This is a genomic window from Mesorhizobium sp. ES1-6 (assembly GCF_020164775.1).
GTDB lineage: Bacteria > Pseudomonadota > Alphaproteobacteria > Rhizobiales > Rhizobiaceae > Mesorhizobium.
Genome location: NZ_JAIUGU010000003.1, coordinates 1 through 16,979 on the forward strand (window position 1 = coordinate 1; position 16,979 = coordinate 16,979).

The following is a 16,979-nucleotide window of genomic DNA, read 5'->3' on the forward strand; positions in this document are numbered from 1 at the left end:
TTGCCAAGAATGCTAGACGTGAAGCGCATGCTCCGTTCCCTTTCTGAGTCTCGACAACCAGAAGGTAGACGGAAAACAACCGTCTCACGGGGCATGCGCATGCGGCATTTCGATTCACCAGATACTTTCCCCGGACAGCCCTGCCGTAAACGGGGAGAAGGCAAAACTGACCTCAGTTGCTCGCCGACAGCACCAGCACCGGCTTCTCGCTGTAAAGCGCCGGGAACAACTGCTTCAAATTCGCGACCTTGGGCAGGTCGTTGTAGACGATGTAGGGGTAGGTCGGGTTCAGCGTCAGGAAATCCTGGTGGTAGTTCTCGGCCGGGTAGAAGGTCTTGCCGGTCTCGATCGTGGTGACGATCGGCGCGCCGAACAGCTTGGCCTTGTCGAGCTGGGCGATGTAGCCCTGCGCGATGTTCTTCTGGGCATCGTTCTCGGCGAAGATCGTCGAGCGGTACTGGGTGCCCGAGTCCGGACCCTGGTAGTTGAGCTGGGTCGGGTTGTGGGCGACCGAGAAATAGACCTGCAGCAGCTGGCCATAGGTCACCTTGGACGGATCATAGGTGATCTCGACGGATTCGGCGTGGCCGGTGCGGCCGGTGCCGACCGTCTCGTAGACGGCGTCGTCCTTGGCGCCGCCGGTATAGCCTGAAACGGCCTTGCTGACGCCCTTGACGTGCTGGAACACGCCCTGCACGCCCCAGAAGCAGCCGCCGGCGAAGATGGCCTTTTCACTGCCCGTTGCGGCCTTTTCGTCCATCGCGGGCGGCGGGATCACCACCGCGTCCTCGGCTGAGCGCGCCGGGGTCTGCCAGAAGGCCGCCGCCGCCACCGCTGCAAAACCGAGCACGGCCAGCGCGCCGCGGGTAAAGAACGGTCGTGTCTTTTCGGTACCGGTCATGTCCTGATCTCCTGTTGTTGTTCCAGTATATACGAGGCAGGCCGCCAAGAGGTTCTCAATTTGCCGTGCGGCGGCTCCTGTCGGCGGCGCTCCCTCATCCGGCCCTTCGGGCCACCTTCTCCCCGAGGGGAGAAGAGGCGGCGCCGGCGCTAACAGTCTCCTCTCCCCAGCAGGGAGAGGTCAGTCGAGCGAGGCTGGGGCGGCCGGCCCGGTTTACTGCGCCGGCTTCATCGCATCCGCCGCGGGCTTCATCGCATTGGTGGCCATCGGGTCGGCGGGCTTCATCGCGTCGGTCGCGGGCTTCATGGCATCCGCCGGCTTCATCGCATCCGTCGCGGGCTTCATGGCGTCGGTCGCCATCGCATTGGCCGGCTTCATGGCATTGGCCGTGTCGTCGGCGCGGGCGCCGGCGACGAATATGGCGGCCGAAAGGGCGAAGGCGAGCGCCGGCAGGGTCAGATATCTGGTCATGGAAGTCTCCTTGGGTTTTGGCGCGCGCAAGCGGGCCGGGTGATGCGTTGCCGCGTTGCGCGGCCCCGTGCGGTAAAAGGGATGATCAGTCGGTCGCGGCGGCCATGATCGGCCCGCCGCCGGGCGACTGGACCAGCACGGCGGTGCTGAGGCCGCCCGAGGCCGCCGGCAGATCGAGCGTCTTGGCCGCGCCGGTCCAGCCGCCGAGTTTCGTCAGCGCGTGCACGACATTGGCATGCGGCAAGGTGCGGCCGGTGTTTTCGCCGCGCGCCACCGGCACTTCGACGACACCCTTGGTATAGCGCACCAGCCAGACGTCGGCGTGGCCGCCCGGTGCCGCGCCGGCGCCGATCGCGATCTTGCCGCCGCCGAGCGACAGCGACGGGCCGCCGGTCCCGGCCGTGGCCGCGATCAGATGTTCGATCTCGCCGGGGGCCGCTCCGACGACATCGGCATGGCCGTTGACCACCACTTGCGGCGTGAACGGCCCGTCATGGCCGAGCGGCGGCTCGTAGGAAACCTGGCGCCGGGTGAATTCCTGTTTGCCGAACGTGTCCTTCCAGCCGAGATAGTCCCAGTAGGTGACGTTGAAGGATAGCGCCAGCACGCCGGGCCGGTCCTTGACCTTGATGAGGTTGGCATTGGCCGGCGGGCAGGACGAACAGCCCTGGCTGGTGAACAGTTCGACCACGGTGAGCGGCTGGGCGCTGGCCGCACCAAGCGCGGCGGCGAGCGCCAGCGTGGCGAGGCCGGACAATGCGAGGATCTTGCATGACATGACTGGCGACATCGGCTTGCTCCGTGGGAGGGCGCCACGATGCGCCGCTCATATCCCCACTTCGCCGCCGCCACCGGCTTCGTTACAACGCTCACCGGTTTGTGATTGAAGATGTGGCGCCTCTTCCTTCTCTCCTTGTGGGAGAAGGTGGCCTCGCGAAGCGAGGTCGGATGAGGGGTGCTCCAGCTTGGCACTGAAGAACCGCCGGCGCTAACGCCAAGGCCGCAGGTTCGTGTCCCGTACATAGGCTATGATCGTGTCGCAGGCGGCGTTCATATCTCTCAGAACGTCGTCATTCCAAAGGCGCAAAACACGAAAGCCCCTCGCCTTCAGTTCGGCGTCACGGTCCGAAGGACGGGGCCTGGGGCGATGGATCGGCGCGTGGCGCCGAGACGGATGAGGGGTGTTCCAGCGGAGTGCGGCGTTGGCGTTCCCTGGAACACCCCTCATCCGTCGCCTTCGGCGACACCTTCTCCCACAAGGGGAGAAGGAAGAAGAGGCAGCGTCACTGCGTCAGTGCGGTCTCCGAGGGCCGCTTGTTGTAGTCGCATTTGCCGGTGACGTTGTAGAAGAAGTCGGCGTTGCCGACGGGCGCTGGAACCGCGCTGCCGCCATCTTCCCAGGCCTGATAACCTGTCGTGCCGCAAGGCACGATGCTGAAGATGTCGACGATCTGGCCGGTCGCGGTCTCCGTGTAGTCCACCTTGTTGGTCAGCGGATTCATGACGCCGGTATAGAGCCGGTCGGAGGTGGCCGCATCATTCGTCGCGAGGTTCTTCGGGTTGCCTGATGGCACATTCATCTGCAGATAGAGGCCACCCATCTGGCTGACGTCAATGGACGCGCCGGTGCCATCGGCGGGGTACATCGTGTCGACACAGTAATACTTCGTCTGGAATGTGTCGGTTTGGATCACCGCACCGGCGGGCGTGTTGGCGTCGACGAGTTGGCAGACCTGCTTCTGGACCACTGTTGAGACGGGCCTGTTGCGTGAATCGGTGGTGATGACGCTGACGGTGGTGGTGCCGTAGCCCTTCCGGTCCCCGGTGCCGCCATAGACATAGTCGATCGTCATCAGCGACTTGGCCTGCGTTGCGCCGAATTGCGTGCCGTAGAGCGTCATCGTCTTGTTCCAGTAACCCGACACGCCGGTGACCTTGAAGGTCGCATTGACCAGCGCCGGCGGCTTGCTGACCGCCGAGGCGACGGCGATCGGTACCGTGCTGATCCTGGCAATGCTCATGAAAACAGTCGGCATGGCGAAGCTTGCCGTGGCCTGCGCGGTGGTGGCGGTGGTGGCGGTGCCAGCCACGAAGTTGGTCAGCGTCGCGGCGCCTTGTCCGCCATTGGCGGCGAAGGAATCCTGCAACAGCCCCTGGCGTTGCGCCAGCGTCGACGTGGTGTCCATGGTGGTGATCGTCAAGATCGCGGCATCGAGCGCCTGCTGCTGGTTGGACTTGGTCTGGACCGCGCCGGTATAGTCGACCGAGAAGCCGATGACCGCGATCAGCGGCATCAGGCTCACCAGGAAGAGCGGCATCATCGACCCGCTGCGGGAGCGGGCAAAGCCGCGCAAAACCCTGAACATTCCAAACCCCCGACGGACATTAGCGAGCGTGCACTTACCACGCAGCCGGCAAACCAAGCTCTAATGTGATCGATCAAAGTTTACGCATTCTTGGCCTGCGTGCCGGTTTTTTCGATTCTTTTGCCGATTTCACCGCTTTGCGAGCGGCAAGGCGGCCCTTGGGCCCCAAGCCTTGCCGCCGCTTGCCGCCCCTGCTAAAGCGCGCGGCATGAGCACGCCCCTCGACCACATCCGCAATTTCTCCATCGTCGCCCATATCGACCATGGCAAATCCACGCTTGCCGACCGCCTGATCCAATCGACCGGCGGGCTGGAGCTGCGCGACATGAAGGAGCAGGTGCTGGACTCGATGGATATCGAGCGCGAGCGCGGCATCACCATCAAGGCGCAGACGGTACGGCTGAAATACCGCGCCTTGAATGGCGAGGACTATATCCTCAACCTCATAGACACGCCCGGCCATGTCGACTTCGCCTATGAAGTGTCGCGGTCGCTCGCCGCCTGCGAGGGTTCGCTGCTGGTGGTCGACGCCTCGCAAGGGGTCGAGGCGCAGACGCTGGCCAATGTCTACCAGGCGATCGACAACAACCACGAGATCGTCGTGGTGCTGAACAAGGTCGACCTTCCGGCCGCCGAGCCCGAGCGCATCCGCGAGCAGGTCGAGGAGGTGATCGGCATCGACGCTTCCAACGCCGTGCTGATCTCGGCCAAGACAGGCCTTGGCATTCCAGACGTGCTCGAGGCAATCGTCCACCAATTGCCGCCGCCGCGCGAGGGCGATGCCACGGCGCCGCTGAAGGCGATGCTGGTCGACAGCTGGTACGACGCCTATCTCGGCGTCATCGTCCTGGTGCGCATCATCGACGGCGTGCTGAAGAAGGGCCAGACCATCCGCATGATGGGCACCGGCGCCAAATACCTGGTCGAGCGCACCGGCGTGTTCACGCCCGCCCGCATCAATGTCGAGGAGCTCGGCCCTGGCGAGTTCGGCTTCTTCACCGGCTCGATCAAGGAAGTGGCCGACACCCGCGTCGGCGACACCATCACCGAGGATAAACGCCAGACGGCAAAGGCCCTGCCCGGCTTCAAGCCGGCGCAGCCGGTGGTGTTCTGCGGCCTGTTCCCGGTCGACGCCGCCGATTTCGAGGATCTGCGCGCCGCCGTCGGCAAGCTGCGCCTCAACGACGCTTCTTTCTCCTATGAAATGGAAACCTCAGCCGCGCTCGGCTTCGGCTATCGCTGCGGCTTCCTCGGCCTGCTGCATCTCGAAATCATCCAGGAGCGGCTTGAGCGCGAGTTCAACCTCGACCTGATCGCCACCGCGCCTTCGGTGGTCTACCGGCTGCAGCTCAATGACGGCACGATGAAGGAATTGCACAATCCGGCCGACATGCCCGACGTGGTGAAGATCGCGTCGATCGAGGAGCCGTGGATCCGCGCCACGATCCTGACCCCCGACGACTATCTTGGCGGCATATTGAAACTCTGCCAGGACCGGCGCGGCATCCAGGCCGACCTCTCCTATGTCGGCAAACGCGCCATGCTGACCTACGATTTGCCGCTCAACGAAGTCGTCTTCGATTTCTACGACCGGCTGAAGTCGATCTCAAAGGGCTACGCCTCCTTCGACTATCATTTGACCGACTACCGCGAGGGCGACTTGGTGAAGATGTCGATCCTGGTCAATGAGGAGCCTGTCGACGCGCTCTCCATGCTGGTGCACCGCACGGCGGCGGAAAAGCGCGGCCGCCAGATGGTGGAGAAGCTGAAGGAGCTGATCCCCAACCATCTGTTCAAAATCCCGGTCCAGGCCGCGATCGGCGGCAAGGTCATCGCCCGTGAAACCATCTCGGCGCTCCGCAAGGACGTGACGGCCAAGTGCTACGGCGGCGACGTGTCCCGCAAACGCAAGCTGCTCGACAAGCAGAAAGAGGGCAAGAAGCGGATGCGCCAGTTCGGGAAGGTCGATATCCCGCAGGAGGCGTTTATCCAGGCGCTGAAGATGGGGGATTGAGGGGTCCGGTCTCCGGCCGGACGCATCGATCCGGTGGATCGATGCGAGCGCAAGTCCGGGTGGGAGCTGCCGAAGGCAGCGGGTCCCACCCCGGGGTTGTGGCAGTGCGTTCGGATGACCTCATACCATGGGCGGCGCTAAAGCTACCTCTTTGGTGATACGAGCATGGCAGGAAAAAATGACTCGTTTTCAATGACTTACTGGTGTTTCACGGCAAATAGCTACTGTAACAGTTTGATTTGGCTCTATTTTCTCGTGAAAACATCTTGAAACAAAATGGGAACAATGTCATATTGTGGATGGCAGGCAAGCGCCGGAAATCACCCCGAGTTGTCTTTACGGCAGCAGCATCCTTCGCGATGTGCATCAGGGGTCCGGGGGCCTGTCACCTACTGTTTAGCTGACTAACGAACGCTGCCTGCTCATCACTGAGGGGGCAGCGTCCTATTGGCGGTATCAGCGTCAGACCGCAATTTAGGATGCGGCTGCGCTCCATGAGATAACGCTTTTTGAGCGACAGGGCGTAGCGGGATTCGACGTTTCCATATTCATTCGGCTCAAGCCCGCAACACGTGGCGCTGGTCACGACATCGGCAATCTGAAGCCCGGCCCGGACAGCATGGTTTTCCACCCTCAAGTTTGCGGGATCGAACACCGTCCAATTGATCGTACGGACCGGCTTCAACACCTCTCGCCCGTCCCGCATCAATTCGAAATAGGCGCGCATCTGTTGGTAGTCGGTGCCAGCGCGGCGGGAGAATGTAACGAACAGGCTGGCTGTGTCGTTTTGGATCTTCGCTTTCGAAGCGCAAGCCGCCGTGAGACGCTCCATGAGGAAGCGAACGAGATAGTTGTAAAGATGCTGCTTTCGTTTGAAGACGTCGACTTCCTCACTATCCAGGATCGTCTCTTTGTTCGAGGCAATGACGCAAATGCCGACCGGCTTCTCGCGAAGGGTGTTGCAGGCGGCAACACGTTGATTGTGGTTGAGGTATCGGAAGTGCAGGTCGCGCCGGTTCTTCTTCTTGTCGAACAGTGCTACAATCTCATCACGCCACACCGGCATGAAGCGGTCGTTTTCCTCAGTGACAAGCGCCGCTCCAAGGCCAAGCCATCGTGATTGGCCGGACTTTGTTGGACTGCGCAACTTGCCGAAGCCTTCGTCGCCCGCTTCGTCCACATAGGCATAGAATTTGAGAGGCATTTGACTGATGGGAATCTCGGAAGACCGAAAGAGTCAAGTAAAGTTCAAAGAAGCCGCCCGCGAACTGGAAAAGCGACCAGTCGGAAGAAGCTTTTGACCTCCCATTAAAGAAGGTGGCGAAAGCGCCGCCGCCTAAGGACAAGCCGAAGGCGGCAAATAAGTAGGGCCTACTTTCTGCCGCCAATCTTCTTCGGTTCGTACAGAGCCGCTATCTCCTCTGCGTGGTCCATACCGCCCGACAAAACGTTAGCCTTTCTCAAGATATAGGCCGGGTATTTGGTCGGCAAATATACATGCCTAAACCACCGCCTGAATTCACCCAGCGCGCTATCGGGATAAGCCCAAGGCAATTGCGGGTTGCTCGCCGACTGAGGGTAGTACCTTGGATAATTATGCTCGAACTTGATCCGGTCGGCGTGGTTGTCGCTAAGGCCGCTGTCTTCCCAATGTTTGCTCCAGCACTTGCCCACGCTAATGTCAGGAATCGTCTTGTCGTTGACTGGCAGGCCGGCCCGAATGAGGTCAACCACCATACCGGTGGTTTCCTTGAAGACGATGAAATAGCCATCGGGGGAGCTGTCTTGAAGGATCGACACGCGGTCATTGAAATGGACCCACTTATCGGTCGGTGAATACCCAAGGGCATCATAGATGAACTGATTGAGGCCGTACCTGGCCAGCTTGCGGAAGTTCAGAAGGGCGGTGTCATTCGTCCTTTGGGCCTCGAAGGCGAAGAACTCAATGAAGGCCATGCAAACGAGTTCGGGATAGGCATAATGGGTAGATCCATTGTGCTGTATCTCCATATAGAGTGTCGGCTCGTCGTAACCGGCTTGCCTGAGGTAGTCGGAAAAATAGAGCGAGCGCCCGCGCTGGAGATCGAGGCCGAAGTTGTCTTCCCATTCCTTAGTGATTTCTTGGATAGTAGATCGGGCCGCGCCGCAGATTGCGGAAAGGCCGCGCTGCGTGAGATAGGCCATGCCATTTTCAAGCACGCCCATTTCAATGCCGTTTACGTCCTTTTCAACCTCAATTCCAAGGTCAAGCGGCAGCTGTTTCGATGTGGCCGGAAGTCGGGGTGAATTTGCCATTAACCCATTGATCCTTATAGCAAATAGAGTGGCCGGTTTACTGTGTCGGCTGCAACCCATGATTCGGGTGCCGCAAAGCAACGCAACCTAAGCGATTTCTAATACGTCTGGCGAGTGATTCCTCCGTGATACCCGGTTTTCACAGGCAAACAGGGCACAAACCGGCGTAGGAAACACTCTCGCGTGTTGATCTCGTTTCTCAAGTGTAGGACGATAATCCTAGGTGGGGCGATTCTCGCATGAGATCGCAGATGGCTAAGTCGAAACCGTCACAGCAAATTATCGCAGGCTGAAATCAAGCGCTTTCTGGTGGCAGCGGAAGCGCTGCACTTAAGCATCGTCAAGCTGTTCATATCGCTGCATTGCGACCACTATCGCCAGACGCGCGTCTTGCATGAGGTGCTGTTGAACGTGGTGCGGGAAGTGACCGGGAAGGGCGTCGAGTTCATCCGGTGGAACGGGACAGGTCCGGCGAATTAGGCGCCGGCACTTCAGGCTAGGCGGCCATCCAACTGTAGTTGTCGTATGCCAGATTGCTGCACTTTAAGCATTTGGCGGACACCTGATGCGTGATGATGTTGTCGTCAACACCACGCCAAGTCGCATCTGACGTTTCAGCGTACCTCATCGCCCCACATGAGCCTTTGCATAGAATCTGCACTAGCCTATGTGTCGGGACGTGCTGAGCGTACTTTGGGATAGGCATAGCCTATTCAGCAGCCTGTGTGTGCCGGGCGGATCGTTCCCGTGAAAGCGGTATCGTCTTCGACACCTTCTCGGCCACCGCCTTCACGGTCTTGGCGCTCACGTTCTGTTTGAAGGTCTCTTTCAAAACCTTCTCGACAAACTGCTCTGCCTTTAATTGCCGTGCTTCTTTCTCGGTCATTTTTGTTCTCCTTTTATGGGGTGGTTATCGCAGCCCAAGCCCTGTCAATTATCAGATCCGCGAAATAGGAAATCCAATACTTCTGCGTCAATCTCTTCACGTTGAGATGAGCATTCAAAATTTCGTTGACTTCCAAGACTGGCTTAATCGCCTTGGCGACATCATCTGGTCGGACTGCAGCTCCATTTGGGAATCCGGCTTTGATGTAAACATACGCCTGTCGCGCGGCATCGTTCCAAACGAGACTATGTTGATTATAAATACCTACGAGACCGACTGCGGCCAGTTTCTGTTCGGCGTCCAATGTGAGTGCCATCAGCTCACGTCCGAGTAGGCTTGCCACGCTGCGGTAGCCACAAGAATCACACTGATGGCTAAAGCAATTGCTGATGCAATCAACCATCCACCGACCGCTAGCCATTGCCCTGCCAGCGCAAGCCCCGCCGATAGTAGTGATAGAACGAAGCCGAAGAAGGCGAAGGCGGCCCTTCTCCTGTACCGCGCAACAACAGTCCCCTGCTGAGTTGCATTGTAGCCATCGTAGGCGGCGACGGTCGCGCCGAGGAAAACCAAAATCAGACCAGCCAAGGCGGCCGCGGCTCCAGAAAGATCACTGGCGAGCGAAACATTCATTGCCGTTCCCTCCCTTGGCAATGGCATTGAATCACGATTTGCGAAAAGCTCCAAGCTGGGTTTGTATATAATCACCTTGCGTCGCGGCAGGTTTCCCGACCTTCCTGGCCGGCGAGAGCCTGCTTTTATCAGGCAATGCGGCGGGGTTACAGGCCAGCGTGCCTTCCTATGTCGGCGGCATTTCGATGTGGGCGGCGGCGCTGATCCTGATCAGCGTGCCTAACACTTTCGCGCCGTGGATACGGATCACCGGGGTGATTGCCGCCGTGCTGTTCCTGGTGTCGGTGGGCATGGTGCTGTGGGGCACGCCCCTGCTGCCGACATCGGCGCCGCTGCCGGCGGCAGGCTATCCGTTCCTGGTGCTGACTTTTGCTGGGTGGATCTGGACGTTGGTGAAGGATGGGCGGTGAGGAATGAACGCTGCTGTCGGAATCCGTGACGGGAAGATCGGCGTTGGCGCTACCCCTCATCTGCCTGCCGGCATCCGGCCCTTCGCTATCGCTTCGGGCGTTCGTCATTCGAAAAGCCAAGCGATCGGCTTTTCGTCCGCTACGCGGATCATTCCTCATCCCCGTAAACGGGGCGAAGGGGCTGGCATCGCCGCTTTCGCCAATCGCAGACGTTGCAGGAAGGGCGCCGGGTTTGCGGCCAGCCCTCTCGCCCCGTTTACGGGGAGAGATGTCCTGCAAGACAGTGAGGGGCGGCGCCGACGGTGAAGGTGAAGCGCGGGGCGCGGCGCTGCTTCCCCGCTCCCCTTGTGGGAGAAGGTGGATCGGCGCGCCAGCGCCGAGACGGATGAGGGGTGTTCCAGCGGAGTGAGGCGGTGGAAAGGATTGGGCGCACAGCGCTTAGTTCTGCAAGGCAGCGATCCGTCACGCACCCCTCATCCGTCTTGCCGCTTCGCGGCAATCCACCTTTCCCACAGGGGGAGAAGGAAGAACGTGCCGCGCCAAACCTCAACTTTCAATCCAAACCTTCTCAAAGTGCTGTTCCAGCGCCTGGTGCTGCTCGCAGCCTTCGATGCCCTTGCGATATGTCCGGTAGACCGAGCGCCAGTAGGGTTGGATGATGATGCCTGAGTCACGCAAATTCCGCTCGATCTCGGCCATGATCTCCTTGCGGGCCTTGGGGTCGGGCATGGCCAGCGCCTTGTCGAGCAGCGCGTCGAATTCCTTCGAGGCGTAGGCGCTTTCGTTCCAGGCAGCGCCCGATTTATACGCCAGCGCCAGCACCTGGACGCCGAGCGGGCGGCCGAGCCATTCGGTGCAGGAATAGGGGAACTTGCTCCAGTCGTTCCAGAAGGTGGCGGCGGGCAGGACGGTGCGCTTGATTTTCAGGCCGGCCTCGCGGATCTGCGCGGCGATGGCATCGGCCGTGTTCTTCTGCCATTCGACGTCGACCGAGATCAGCTCATATTCGTGGTCCGCCTTGCCGGATTCGGCGAGCAGCTTCTTCGCCTGCTCGACATCGCGCTTGGCCGGGCCGATATCGGCAAACTCAGGATGCATGGGGCCGACATGGTGGTTGTCGGCGGGTTTGCCGCGGCCATCGAGGCCGAGCTTCAGCACGGCCGAATTGTCGACGGCGAGTTGCGCGGCGCGGCGCAGCTTGACGTCGTCATAGGGCGCGTTGGCGACATTGAAGCGGGCGACGATGGTGGAGCCGGTGGCGATCTCGGAATTCTTCAGCCCCATCTTGTCGGTCTGCGAGACGGCATCGGAGGCGGTTTCGTGGTCGGTGTCGATCTCGCCGGATTCGAAAGCCGACAGCATGGCGTTGGGGTCGGAGCCGTAGTCGATCCACCTGATACCATCCAGGTAGAACTCGCCCTTCCACCAGGGCTTGTCCTTGCGCTTGACCTCCGCACCCGTCTCGGCGTCCCATTTGACCAGTTCGCAAGGGCCGGTGGTGATGGCGAGCGCCTTCATGGGGTCGCCGTCGCCATCATAGGAGCGGTGCATGATCAGCGCGGGATAGTCGGCCATGCCGGCGATCAGCGAAATGTCGGGTTTCGGCAGGTTGAGCTTGATGGTGAAGTCGTCGACCTTCTCGATGCCGCCATCGACCGCTTTCTTGGTGTCGGCATCGACCAGCGCGCCCATGCGCGCGGCGACCGAATTGCCGGCGACGCCGGCCTCGCACCAGCGGGTGAGGTTGTGGACGACATCATCGGCGTTGAAGGCGTCGCCATTCGACCACGAAATGCCCTTGCGCACATGCAGCGTCAGCGTCCTGGCGTCGTCGCTCATCTCCCATTTTTCCAGGAGCCACGGCTCGAACGAGAAATCGGTGTTCCAGCGCACCAGATATTCGTTGCAATGGCGCGCGACGTTGGACATTTCGACGCCGTCGAAGGTGCGCGGGTCCTTGAAGCCCTTGACGTTCATGGCGACGCGCAAGGTTCCGCCCTTCTTGGGCTCGGCGGCGCGGGCCGGGGTCGCGGTCAGGCCACCCAGCGCAAGCGCGCCGGCGGCGCTGACGCCGAGGCCGGCCATCAGCGCCAGATATTCGCGGCGGCTGATGCCGCCCTTCTTGAAATCGTCGGCGACGGGTCTGGCGCGCGGGTGGAGTTTCCTGTCGGTCAGCATGAATCTCATCGTCGTTCCCTCTTTTGTTGGTGCATGCCGGCCGGACTGCGCAGGGAATGCACGAAAACAGGCTCGCCCCGGCGAAATCGCCAACGCGAGGCGGTCGCGACCGCCGGGGCGTCATTGCCTGAGAGGGAATGATAGGGCGAGGGGACGGAGCGGAGTGTTCGGGAATCCGCAGGAGTTATGCGGTGTTCCGCAGGGGGCGGGCACCCGCTCTCGCGGCTTCGTCATCCACGGGCGGAGCAAGGAGCGTAGCGACGCGGCGCAGACCCGAGGATCCATGCCGCGACCTTGCTGACGGGTGCAGCGGTGCAGAATTCTGGACCCGTGGCGACGCATCGGAGTCCCGGCATGGATCCTATGGTCTGCGCCGCGTCGCTTCGCTCCTTGCTCCGCCATAGGATGACGAAGGCATGGGGTGGCCTGTGCGGGGCGCGCCAACAAAAAACCCGGCGCGAGGCCGGGTTCTTCGACGAAAACCGTTCAGGCCGAGCTCAGCTCACCTGGACCTTCGACGCAGCCTGGTCCTCGGCGATCTTCTGCTGGAACATCTGCGCGAAGTCGATCGGGTCGAGCATCAGCGGCGGGAAGCCGCCGTTGCGCGTCGCCTCGGCGATAATCTGGCGGGCGAAGGGGAACAGAAGGCGCGGGCATTCGATGAACAGGATCGGCAGCATGTGCTCCTGCGGGAAGCCCGAAATGGCGAAGACGCCGCCATAGACCAGCTCGACGTTGAACAGCACTTCCTGGTCGAAGGAGGCCTTGGCGTTCAGCGTCAGATTGACGTCGAACTGCTTGTCGGAGAGCGGATTGGCGTTGACGTTGACGTTGATGGCGATGCCGGGGGCCTTGTCGCGGCCGCGCAGCGAGTTCGGCGCGCCGGGGCTTTCGAAGGACAGGTCCTTCACATACTGGGCGAGCACGTTGAGCGAGGGCTGCGTCGCGTTGCCGTTTCCGTTGCCGTTGGCGCCGACCGGCGCGTCATCATTGCTGGCCATGAGCCGTTTCCTTTTCCCCTGGGCAGCTTTGCTGACCGAATTGAAATCGGGCGTTGGCTAGCATGGCCGACATGACAAGACAAGGTTTGCCGCCTTGTGGTGGCGAGGGCATTTGCTTGAGGCTGCTTGTGCGTTCGAGAAGTCAATTGTCGAGGGCAGTGCTGCCCCTCACCTGCCTGCCGGCATCCTCTCCCCGTATAGGGACGGGGAGAGGGGTGCTGTCATCAATGGTTTCGCCAATCGCCAACGCTGCACCGCTCCAGCGGCGCATTCAGCCCTTTCTCCCCGTCACTATACGGGGAGAAATGTCCGGCAGGACAATGAGGGGCAGCGCCGGCCTCTCGGAACAGATCAGAACTCTAATCGTCCTTGAGCCGCCGCCACGGCGAATTGTGGTCGGGGCCGCGCTTGAGATCGTCCTCGCGCGAATAGTCGCCGTCCTCGAGGTCGATGACCTTGTCGCGCTGGCGGCGGAAGCCGCCGGTGGAGAAATTGGTGGCGACCACGATGCGGCCCTTCAGCCTCTGCCAGGCGAAATCGCGCACCGGCGGCAGGAACAGCAGCAGGCCGATGATGTCGGTGATGAAGCCGGGGATAATCAGAAGGATCGCCGCGACCACGATCATGGCGCCATGGGCGAGCTGGCGGCTGGGATCATGGCCGGCACCCATTTCGGCGCGGATGCGGGTCATGACGCCGAAACCTTGGTGGCGCAGCAAAAGCACACCGGCGATGCTCGAGGCCAGCACCAGGCCAACCGTCGCCAGGGCGCCGACCTGACGGCCGACGACGACGAAACCGGCGATTTCCAGCAGGGGAAGTGCGAGGATGAGGAGGGGAAGGAAGGAAATGCGCAAGTCTTGCCTTCTCGATCGGATGTTTTTGCCGGTTGGCGACCAATCGCCGCTGGCACGGAGGCTGTTAGATAGGTATGCCTGCCTTTGATTTGAATGATTGCGCCTTGCGTTCTATATGCTTTGAATGGTGAACGCTATGCGACCGCAGCCTGTCGGCTGGATGGTCCGGCCTAGAGGCAGTGATTGATTGGCGGAAAATATGGGCTTCTTCGACTTCGGCACGATTTTCTTCCTGATCGCGGCGGTGGTGATCTTCTTCCAGCTGCGCAATGTGCTGGGCCGTCGGACCGGTAGCGAACGGCCGCCCTTCGACCCCTATACGGCGGCGCGCACCGACAAGGACGCCACGCAGAAGCCCGAGAACGTTGTTTCGCTGCCGCGCAAGCGGGCGCCCGGCGAGCCGGCGCCGGCCGACGCCTATACGGCGATCGACGCCTTCGCCAAGCCCGACACAGATCTCAACAAGGGCCTGCGCGCGATCAAGGACAACGACCCGTCCTTCGACCCCAAGGGGTTCGTCGACGGCGCCAAGATGGCCTATGAGATGATCGTCATGGCCTATGCCGACGGCGACCGCAAAACGCTGAAGAACCTGTTGTCGCGCGAGGTCTATGACGGCTTCGTCGCCGCGATCGGCGAGCGCGAGGCCAAGTCGGAAAAGATCCAGTCCTCCTTCGTCGGCATCGACAAGGCCGATATCGTCTCGGCCGAGATGAAGGGCGGCGAGGCGCATGTGACGCTGCGCATCATCAGCGAGCTGATTTCGGCGACGCGCGACCAGGCCGGCACGGTCATCGACGGCGACCCCGAGACGGTGGCCGAGGTCAAGGATGTCTGGACCTTCGCCCGCGACACGCGCTCGCGCGACCCGAACTGGAAGCTCGTCGCCACCGAAGAAGAAGACTGAGTCCGGAATAGGCGGGGGCTCCGGTGTCGCTGTCGCCTCTCCTTGTTGAAAGGTCCTTTGGCGACCTGCCCGGCTGGGGCGACGACGACCATCTGCCGGCCTTCGCCGCCTTTGCCCGCTCCGCCTTCCACGTCCTGGTAAAACCCTATCGCAGCGGTGCGCTGGGCGTCGATTTCGGCGCCTTCGCCGGGGCCTATGCGCAGGCGCGCGAAGCGCCCGCCACCAGTTCGTCCGAGGCCCGCGCCTTCTTCGAGCGCTTTTTTGTCCCGATGCTGGTGCGGCCGGAGACCGGCGTCGGGCTCGTCACCGGTTTCTACGAGCCTGTAGTCGAGGCCTCGCCGGTGCGGACGCAGCATTTTGCCGTGCCGTTGCTGTCGCGGCCGGCCGATCTCATTGACGTGGATGACGCCAACCGGCCCGCCGGGATGGATTCCTATCTGGCATTCGCGCGCCGGACGCCGGATGGACTTGCCGAATATTTCGACCGTGGCGCCATCGAGCGCGGGGCGCTCGCCGGCCAGGGATTGGGGATCGCCTGGCTGGCCGATAAGGTCGATGCCTTCTTCATCCATGTGCAGGGCGCGGCGCGGCTCGCCATGACCGACGGCCGGCTCTGCCGCGTCACCTACGCCGCCAAGTCGGGCCAGCGCTTTACCGGCCCCGGCAAAATTCTGAGCGAGCTGGGCGAAATCCCGCTGGCGCAGGTGACGATGCAGTCGATCCGCGCCTGGTTCAAGGCGCATCCCGACCGGATCGACGAGATCCTGTGGCAGAACCGCTCCTACATCTTCTTCCGCGAGGCCGCCGTGGAAGACGCCGCGCTGGGGCCGATCGCGGCCGCCAAGGTGCCGCTGACGCCGGGCCGCTCGATGGCGGTCGACCGGCTGCTGCACACATTCGGCACGCCCTTTCACATCGACGCGCCGACGCTCACCGCCTTCGACGAAACACCGTTCCGGCGACTGATGATCGCGCAGGACACCGGCTCGGCCATCACCGGACCGGCGCGCGGCGACCTGTTCGCCGGCTCGTGCGACGCCGCCGGCGAGATCGCCGGCGTGGTGCGCAACGCCGCCGATTTCTACGCGCTGGTGCCGCGCGCCCTGGCCGAGGGCGCAAGATGAGCAAGCGTCCGGACAAGCTCAGCGAGGACGACCGGGTGCTGTGGAACCTGGTGGCGCGCACCGCCAGGCCGCTGAAGGGCCGCGCCGCCGTCGACATTCCAGACATGGCTGCCGATGCCAGGCCGACGCCGGCACAGCCGGCACAGCCGGCACAGCCCGCCGCCAACGCGCCCGGCGCGGCAAAGCCCAGGGTGCAGCATGTCACGCAGCGGCTCGACGAGCCGACGCTGGACAAGCTGCAAAAAGGCCGGCTGCCGATCGAGGGCCGCGTCGACCTGCATGGCATGACGCAGGACGAGGCCTATTCGCTGCTGTTCTCGTTCCTGCATCGGGCGCATGCCGGCGGCGTCCGCTATGTGCTGGTCATCACCGGCAAGGGGTCGTCCTCGGGCGGCGACGGTGTGCTGCGGCGCGCCGTGCCGGCCTGGCTGTCGACGCCGGCGTTCCGGCCGCTGGTCTCCAGCCACGACCATGCCGCCCGCAACCATGGCGGTTCGGGCGCGCTCTATATCAGGCTGCGGCGGATCAGGGCATGAGGCCGGGCGCATGACGCCGTTCGGCGAGAGGTTGCGGGCGCTGCGGGCCGAGCGCGGCGTCAGCCAGAAGGACATGGCGGCGGCGATCGGCGTCAGCGCCGCCTATCTCTCGGCGCTCGAGCATGGCCGGCGCGGCGCGCCGACCTGGACGCTGATCCAGAAGATCATCGGCTATTTCAACATCATCTGGGACGATGCCGAGGAGCTGGCGCGGCTGGCCGAAACCTCGCATCCGCGCGTGAAACTCGACACGTCGGGTCTGTCGCCCGCCGCCACCGAGCTTGCCAATCTCCTGGCCGAGACCATCGAGAAACTCGACGAGGCGGAGCTGCGCCGCATCACCGCCTCGATCCGAACGGCATTGGGCCGGCTGAAGTAGCCGGAGTTTCATGACAACCGC

At 62.2% G+C, this 16,979-nt stretch carries 19 protein-coding genes and 1 pseudogene; 7 read left to right on the forward strand and 13 right to left on the reverse strand.

Annotation, left to right across the window (positions count from 1 at the left end; translation table 11 throughout):
• Nucleotides 1-172: 172 nt before the first annotated feature.
• The 5 genes from msrA to LB564_RS08800 form a co-directional block, all read right to left on the reverse strand.
• A complete protein-coding gene (gene msrA, locus LB564_RS08780) occupies nt 173-901 on the reverse strand; it encodes a peptide-methionine (S)-S-oxide reductase MsrA (RefSeq protein WP_224536750.1) in 729 nt (242 codons plus the stop codon).
• Between the two features lie 213 nt (nt 902-1,114).
• Complete coding sequence (locus tag LB564_RS08785; protein WP_224536753.1) at nt 1,115-1,372, reverse strand: hypothetical protein; 258 nt, start codon at nt 1,370-1,372, stop codon at nt 1,115-1,117.
• An 85-nt stretch (nt 1,373-1,457) separates the two neighbouring features.
• Entirely contained in the window at nt 1,458-2,162 is a 705-nt protein-coding gene (locus LB564_RS08790; RefSeq protein WP_224536755.1) for a DUF1223 domain-containing protein, read from the reverse strand.
• Nucleotides 2,163-2,360: 198 nt separating this feature from the next.
• Nucleotides 2,361-2,600 carry a DUF559 domain-containing protein gene (locus LB564_RS08795; RefSeq protein ID WP_224536757.1) on the reverse strand — a complete coding sequence of 80 codons (240 nt, stop codon included), beginning with the start codon at nt 2,598-2,600 and terminating at the stop codon, nt 2,361-2,363.
• A gap of 55 nt (nt 2,601-2,655) precedes the next feature.
• Nucleotides 2,656-3,738 carry a TadE/TadG family type IV pilus assembly protein gene (locus LB564_RS08800; RefSeq protein ID WP_224536759.1) on the reverse strand — a complete coding sequence of 361 codons (1,083 nt, stop codon included), beginning with the start codon at nt 3,736-3,738 and terminating at the stop codon, nt 2,656-2,658.
• A 208-nt stretch (nt 3,739-3,946) separates the two neighbouring features.
• On the opposite strand from LB564_RS08800, the gene lepA reads away from it, so the two are divergent.
• The gene (gene lepA / locus LB564_RS08805) at nt 3,947-5,752 is read left to right on the forward strand and encodes a translation elongation factor 4 (protein WP_224536762.1); all 1,806 of its coding nucleotides are present in this window, start codon (nt 3,947-3,949) and stop codon (nt 5,750-5,752) included.
• Nucleotides 5,753-6,137: 385 nt separating this feature from the next.
• On the opposite strand, the gene LB564_RS08810 is transcribed toward lepA, so the two are convergent.
• Together LB564_RS08810 and LB564_RS08815 are read right to left on the reverse strand one after the other, a co-directional pair.
• Nucleotides 6,138-6,956, reverse strand: a complete 819-nt coding sequence (locus LB564_RS08810) for a DUF3800 domain-containing protein (protein WP_224536763.1) — start codon at nt 6,954-6,956, stop codon at nt 6,138-6,140.
• A gap of 167 nt (nt 6,957-7,123) precedes the next feature.
• Entirely contained in the window at nt 7,124-8,047 is a 924-nt protein-coding gene (locus LB564_RS08815) for a hypothetical protein (protein WP_224536765.1), read from the reverse strand.
• Nucleotides 8,048-8,298: 251 nt separating this feature from the next.
• Here LB564_RS08815 and LB564_RS31720 point away from each other — a divergent pair.
• Nucleotides 8,299-8,527, forward strand: a pseudogene (locus LB564_RS31720) (hypothetical protein).
• A 229-nt stretch (nt 8,528-8,756) separates the two neighbouring features.
• On the opposite strand, the gene LB564_RS08820 reads toward LB564_RS31720, so the two are convergent.
• From LB564_RS08820 to LB564_RS08830, 3 genes are read right to left on the reverse strand one after another with little or no spacing between them, the layout of a single operon-like run.
• Nucleotides 8,757-8,933 (reverse strand): hypothetical protein, encoded by a 177-nt coding sequence (locus tag LB564_RS08820; RefSeq protein WP_224536769.1) that lies wholly within the window; start codon nt 8,931-8,933, stop codon nt 8,757-8,759.
• Nucleotides 8,934-8,946: 13 nt separating this feature from the next.
• Nucleotides 8,947-9,249, reverse strand: coding sequence for a hypothetical protein (locus LB564_RS08825; RefSeq protein ID WP_224536772.1), 303 nt, complete (start codon nt 9,247-9,249; stop codon nt 8,947-8,949).
• Nucleotides 9,249-9,566, reverse strand: coding sequence for a hypothetical protein (locus LB564_RS08830; protein WP_224536774.1), 318 nt, complete (start codon nt 9,564-9,566; stop codon nt 9,249-9,251). The genes LB564_RS08825 and LB564_RS08830 overlap by 1 nt, the downstream gene beginning before the upstream one ends.
• Nucleotides 9,567-9,724: 158 nt before the next feature.
• Here LB564_RS08830 and LB564_RS08835 point away from each other — a divergent pair, with 158 nt between their 5' ends.
• The gene (locus tag LB564_RS08835) at nt 9,725-9,976 is read left to right on the forward strand and encodes a hypothetical protein (protein WP_224536777.1); all 252 of its coding nucleotides are present in this window, start codon (nt 9,725-9,727) and stop codon (nt 9,974-9,976) included.
• Between the two features lie 546 nt (nt 9,977-10,522).
• Here LB564_RS08835 and LB564_RS08840 read toward each other — a convergent pair.
• From LB564_RS08840 to LB564_RS08850, 3 genes are all read right to left on the reverse strand, one after another.
• Nucleotides 10,523-12,163: an ABC transporter substrate-binding protein gene (locus LB564_RS08840; RefSeq protein WP_224536778.1), complete on the reverse strand. Its 1,641-nt coding sequence runs from the start codon at nt 12,161-12,163 to the stop codon at nt 10,523-10,525.
• Nucleotides 12,164-12,651: 488 nt separating this feature from the next.
• Complete coding sequence (secB, locus tag LB564_RS08845; protein ID WP_224536780.1) at nt 12,652-13,155, reverse strand: protein-export chaperone SecB; 504 nt, start codon at nt 13,153-13,155, stop codon at nt 12,652-12,654.
• A gap of 359 nt (nt 13,156-13,514) precedes the next feature.
• On the reverse strand, nt 13,515-14,012 hold the full coding sequence (locus tag LB564_RS08850; RefSeq protein WP_224536782.1) for an FxsA family protein: 498 nt from the start codon (nt 14,010-14,012) through the stop codon (nt 13,515-13,517).
• 199 nt (nt 14,013-14,211) lie between these two features.
• Between LB564_RS08850 and LB564_RS08855 the strand changes: the two genes are divergently transcribed.
• Genes LB564_RS08855 through LB564_RS08870 form a run of 4 tightly spaced genes read left to right on the forward strand, consistent with a single transcriptional unit; the run spans nt 14,212 to nt 16,958 of the window.
• Nucleotides 14,212-14,919 carry a Tim44/TimA family putative adaptor protein gene (locus tag LB564_RS08855; protein WP_015314736.1) on the forward strand — a complete coding sequence of 236 codons (708 nt, stop codon included), beginning with the start codon at nt 14,212-14,214 and terminating at the stop codon, nt 14,917-14,919.
• A gap of 23 nt (nt 14,920-14,942) precedes the next feature.
• Nucleotides 14,943-16,043, forward strand: a complete 1,101-nt coding sequence (locus LB564_RS08860; protein ID WP_224536784.1) for a murein transglycosylase A — start codon at nt 14,943-14,945, stop codon at nt 16,041-16,043.
• Nucleotides 16,040-16,579, forward strand: coding sequence for a Smr/MutS family protein (locus LB564_RS08865; RefSeq protein WP_224536786.1), 540 nt, complete (start codon nt 16,040-16,042; stop codon nt 16,577-16,579). Before LB564_RS08860 ends, LB564_RS08865 begins: the two co-directional genes overlap by 4 nt.
• A gap of 10 nt (nt 16,580-16,589) precedes the next feature.
• Entirely contained in the window at nt 16,590-16,958 is a 369-nt protein-coding gene (locus tag LB564_RS08870; protein ID WP_224536788.1) for a helix-turn-helix domain-containing protein, read from the forward strand.
• Nucleotides 16,959-16,979: the final 21 nt, after the last annotated feature.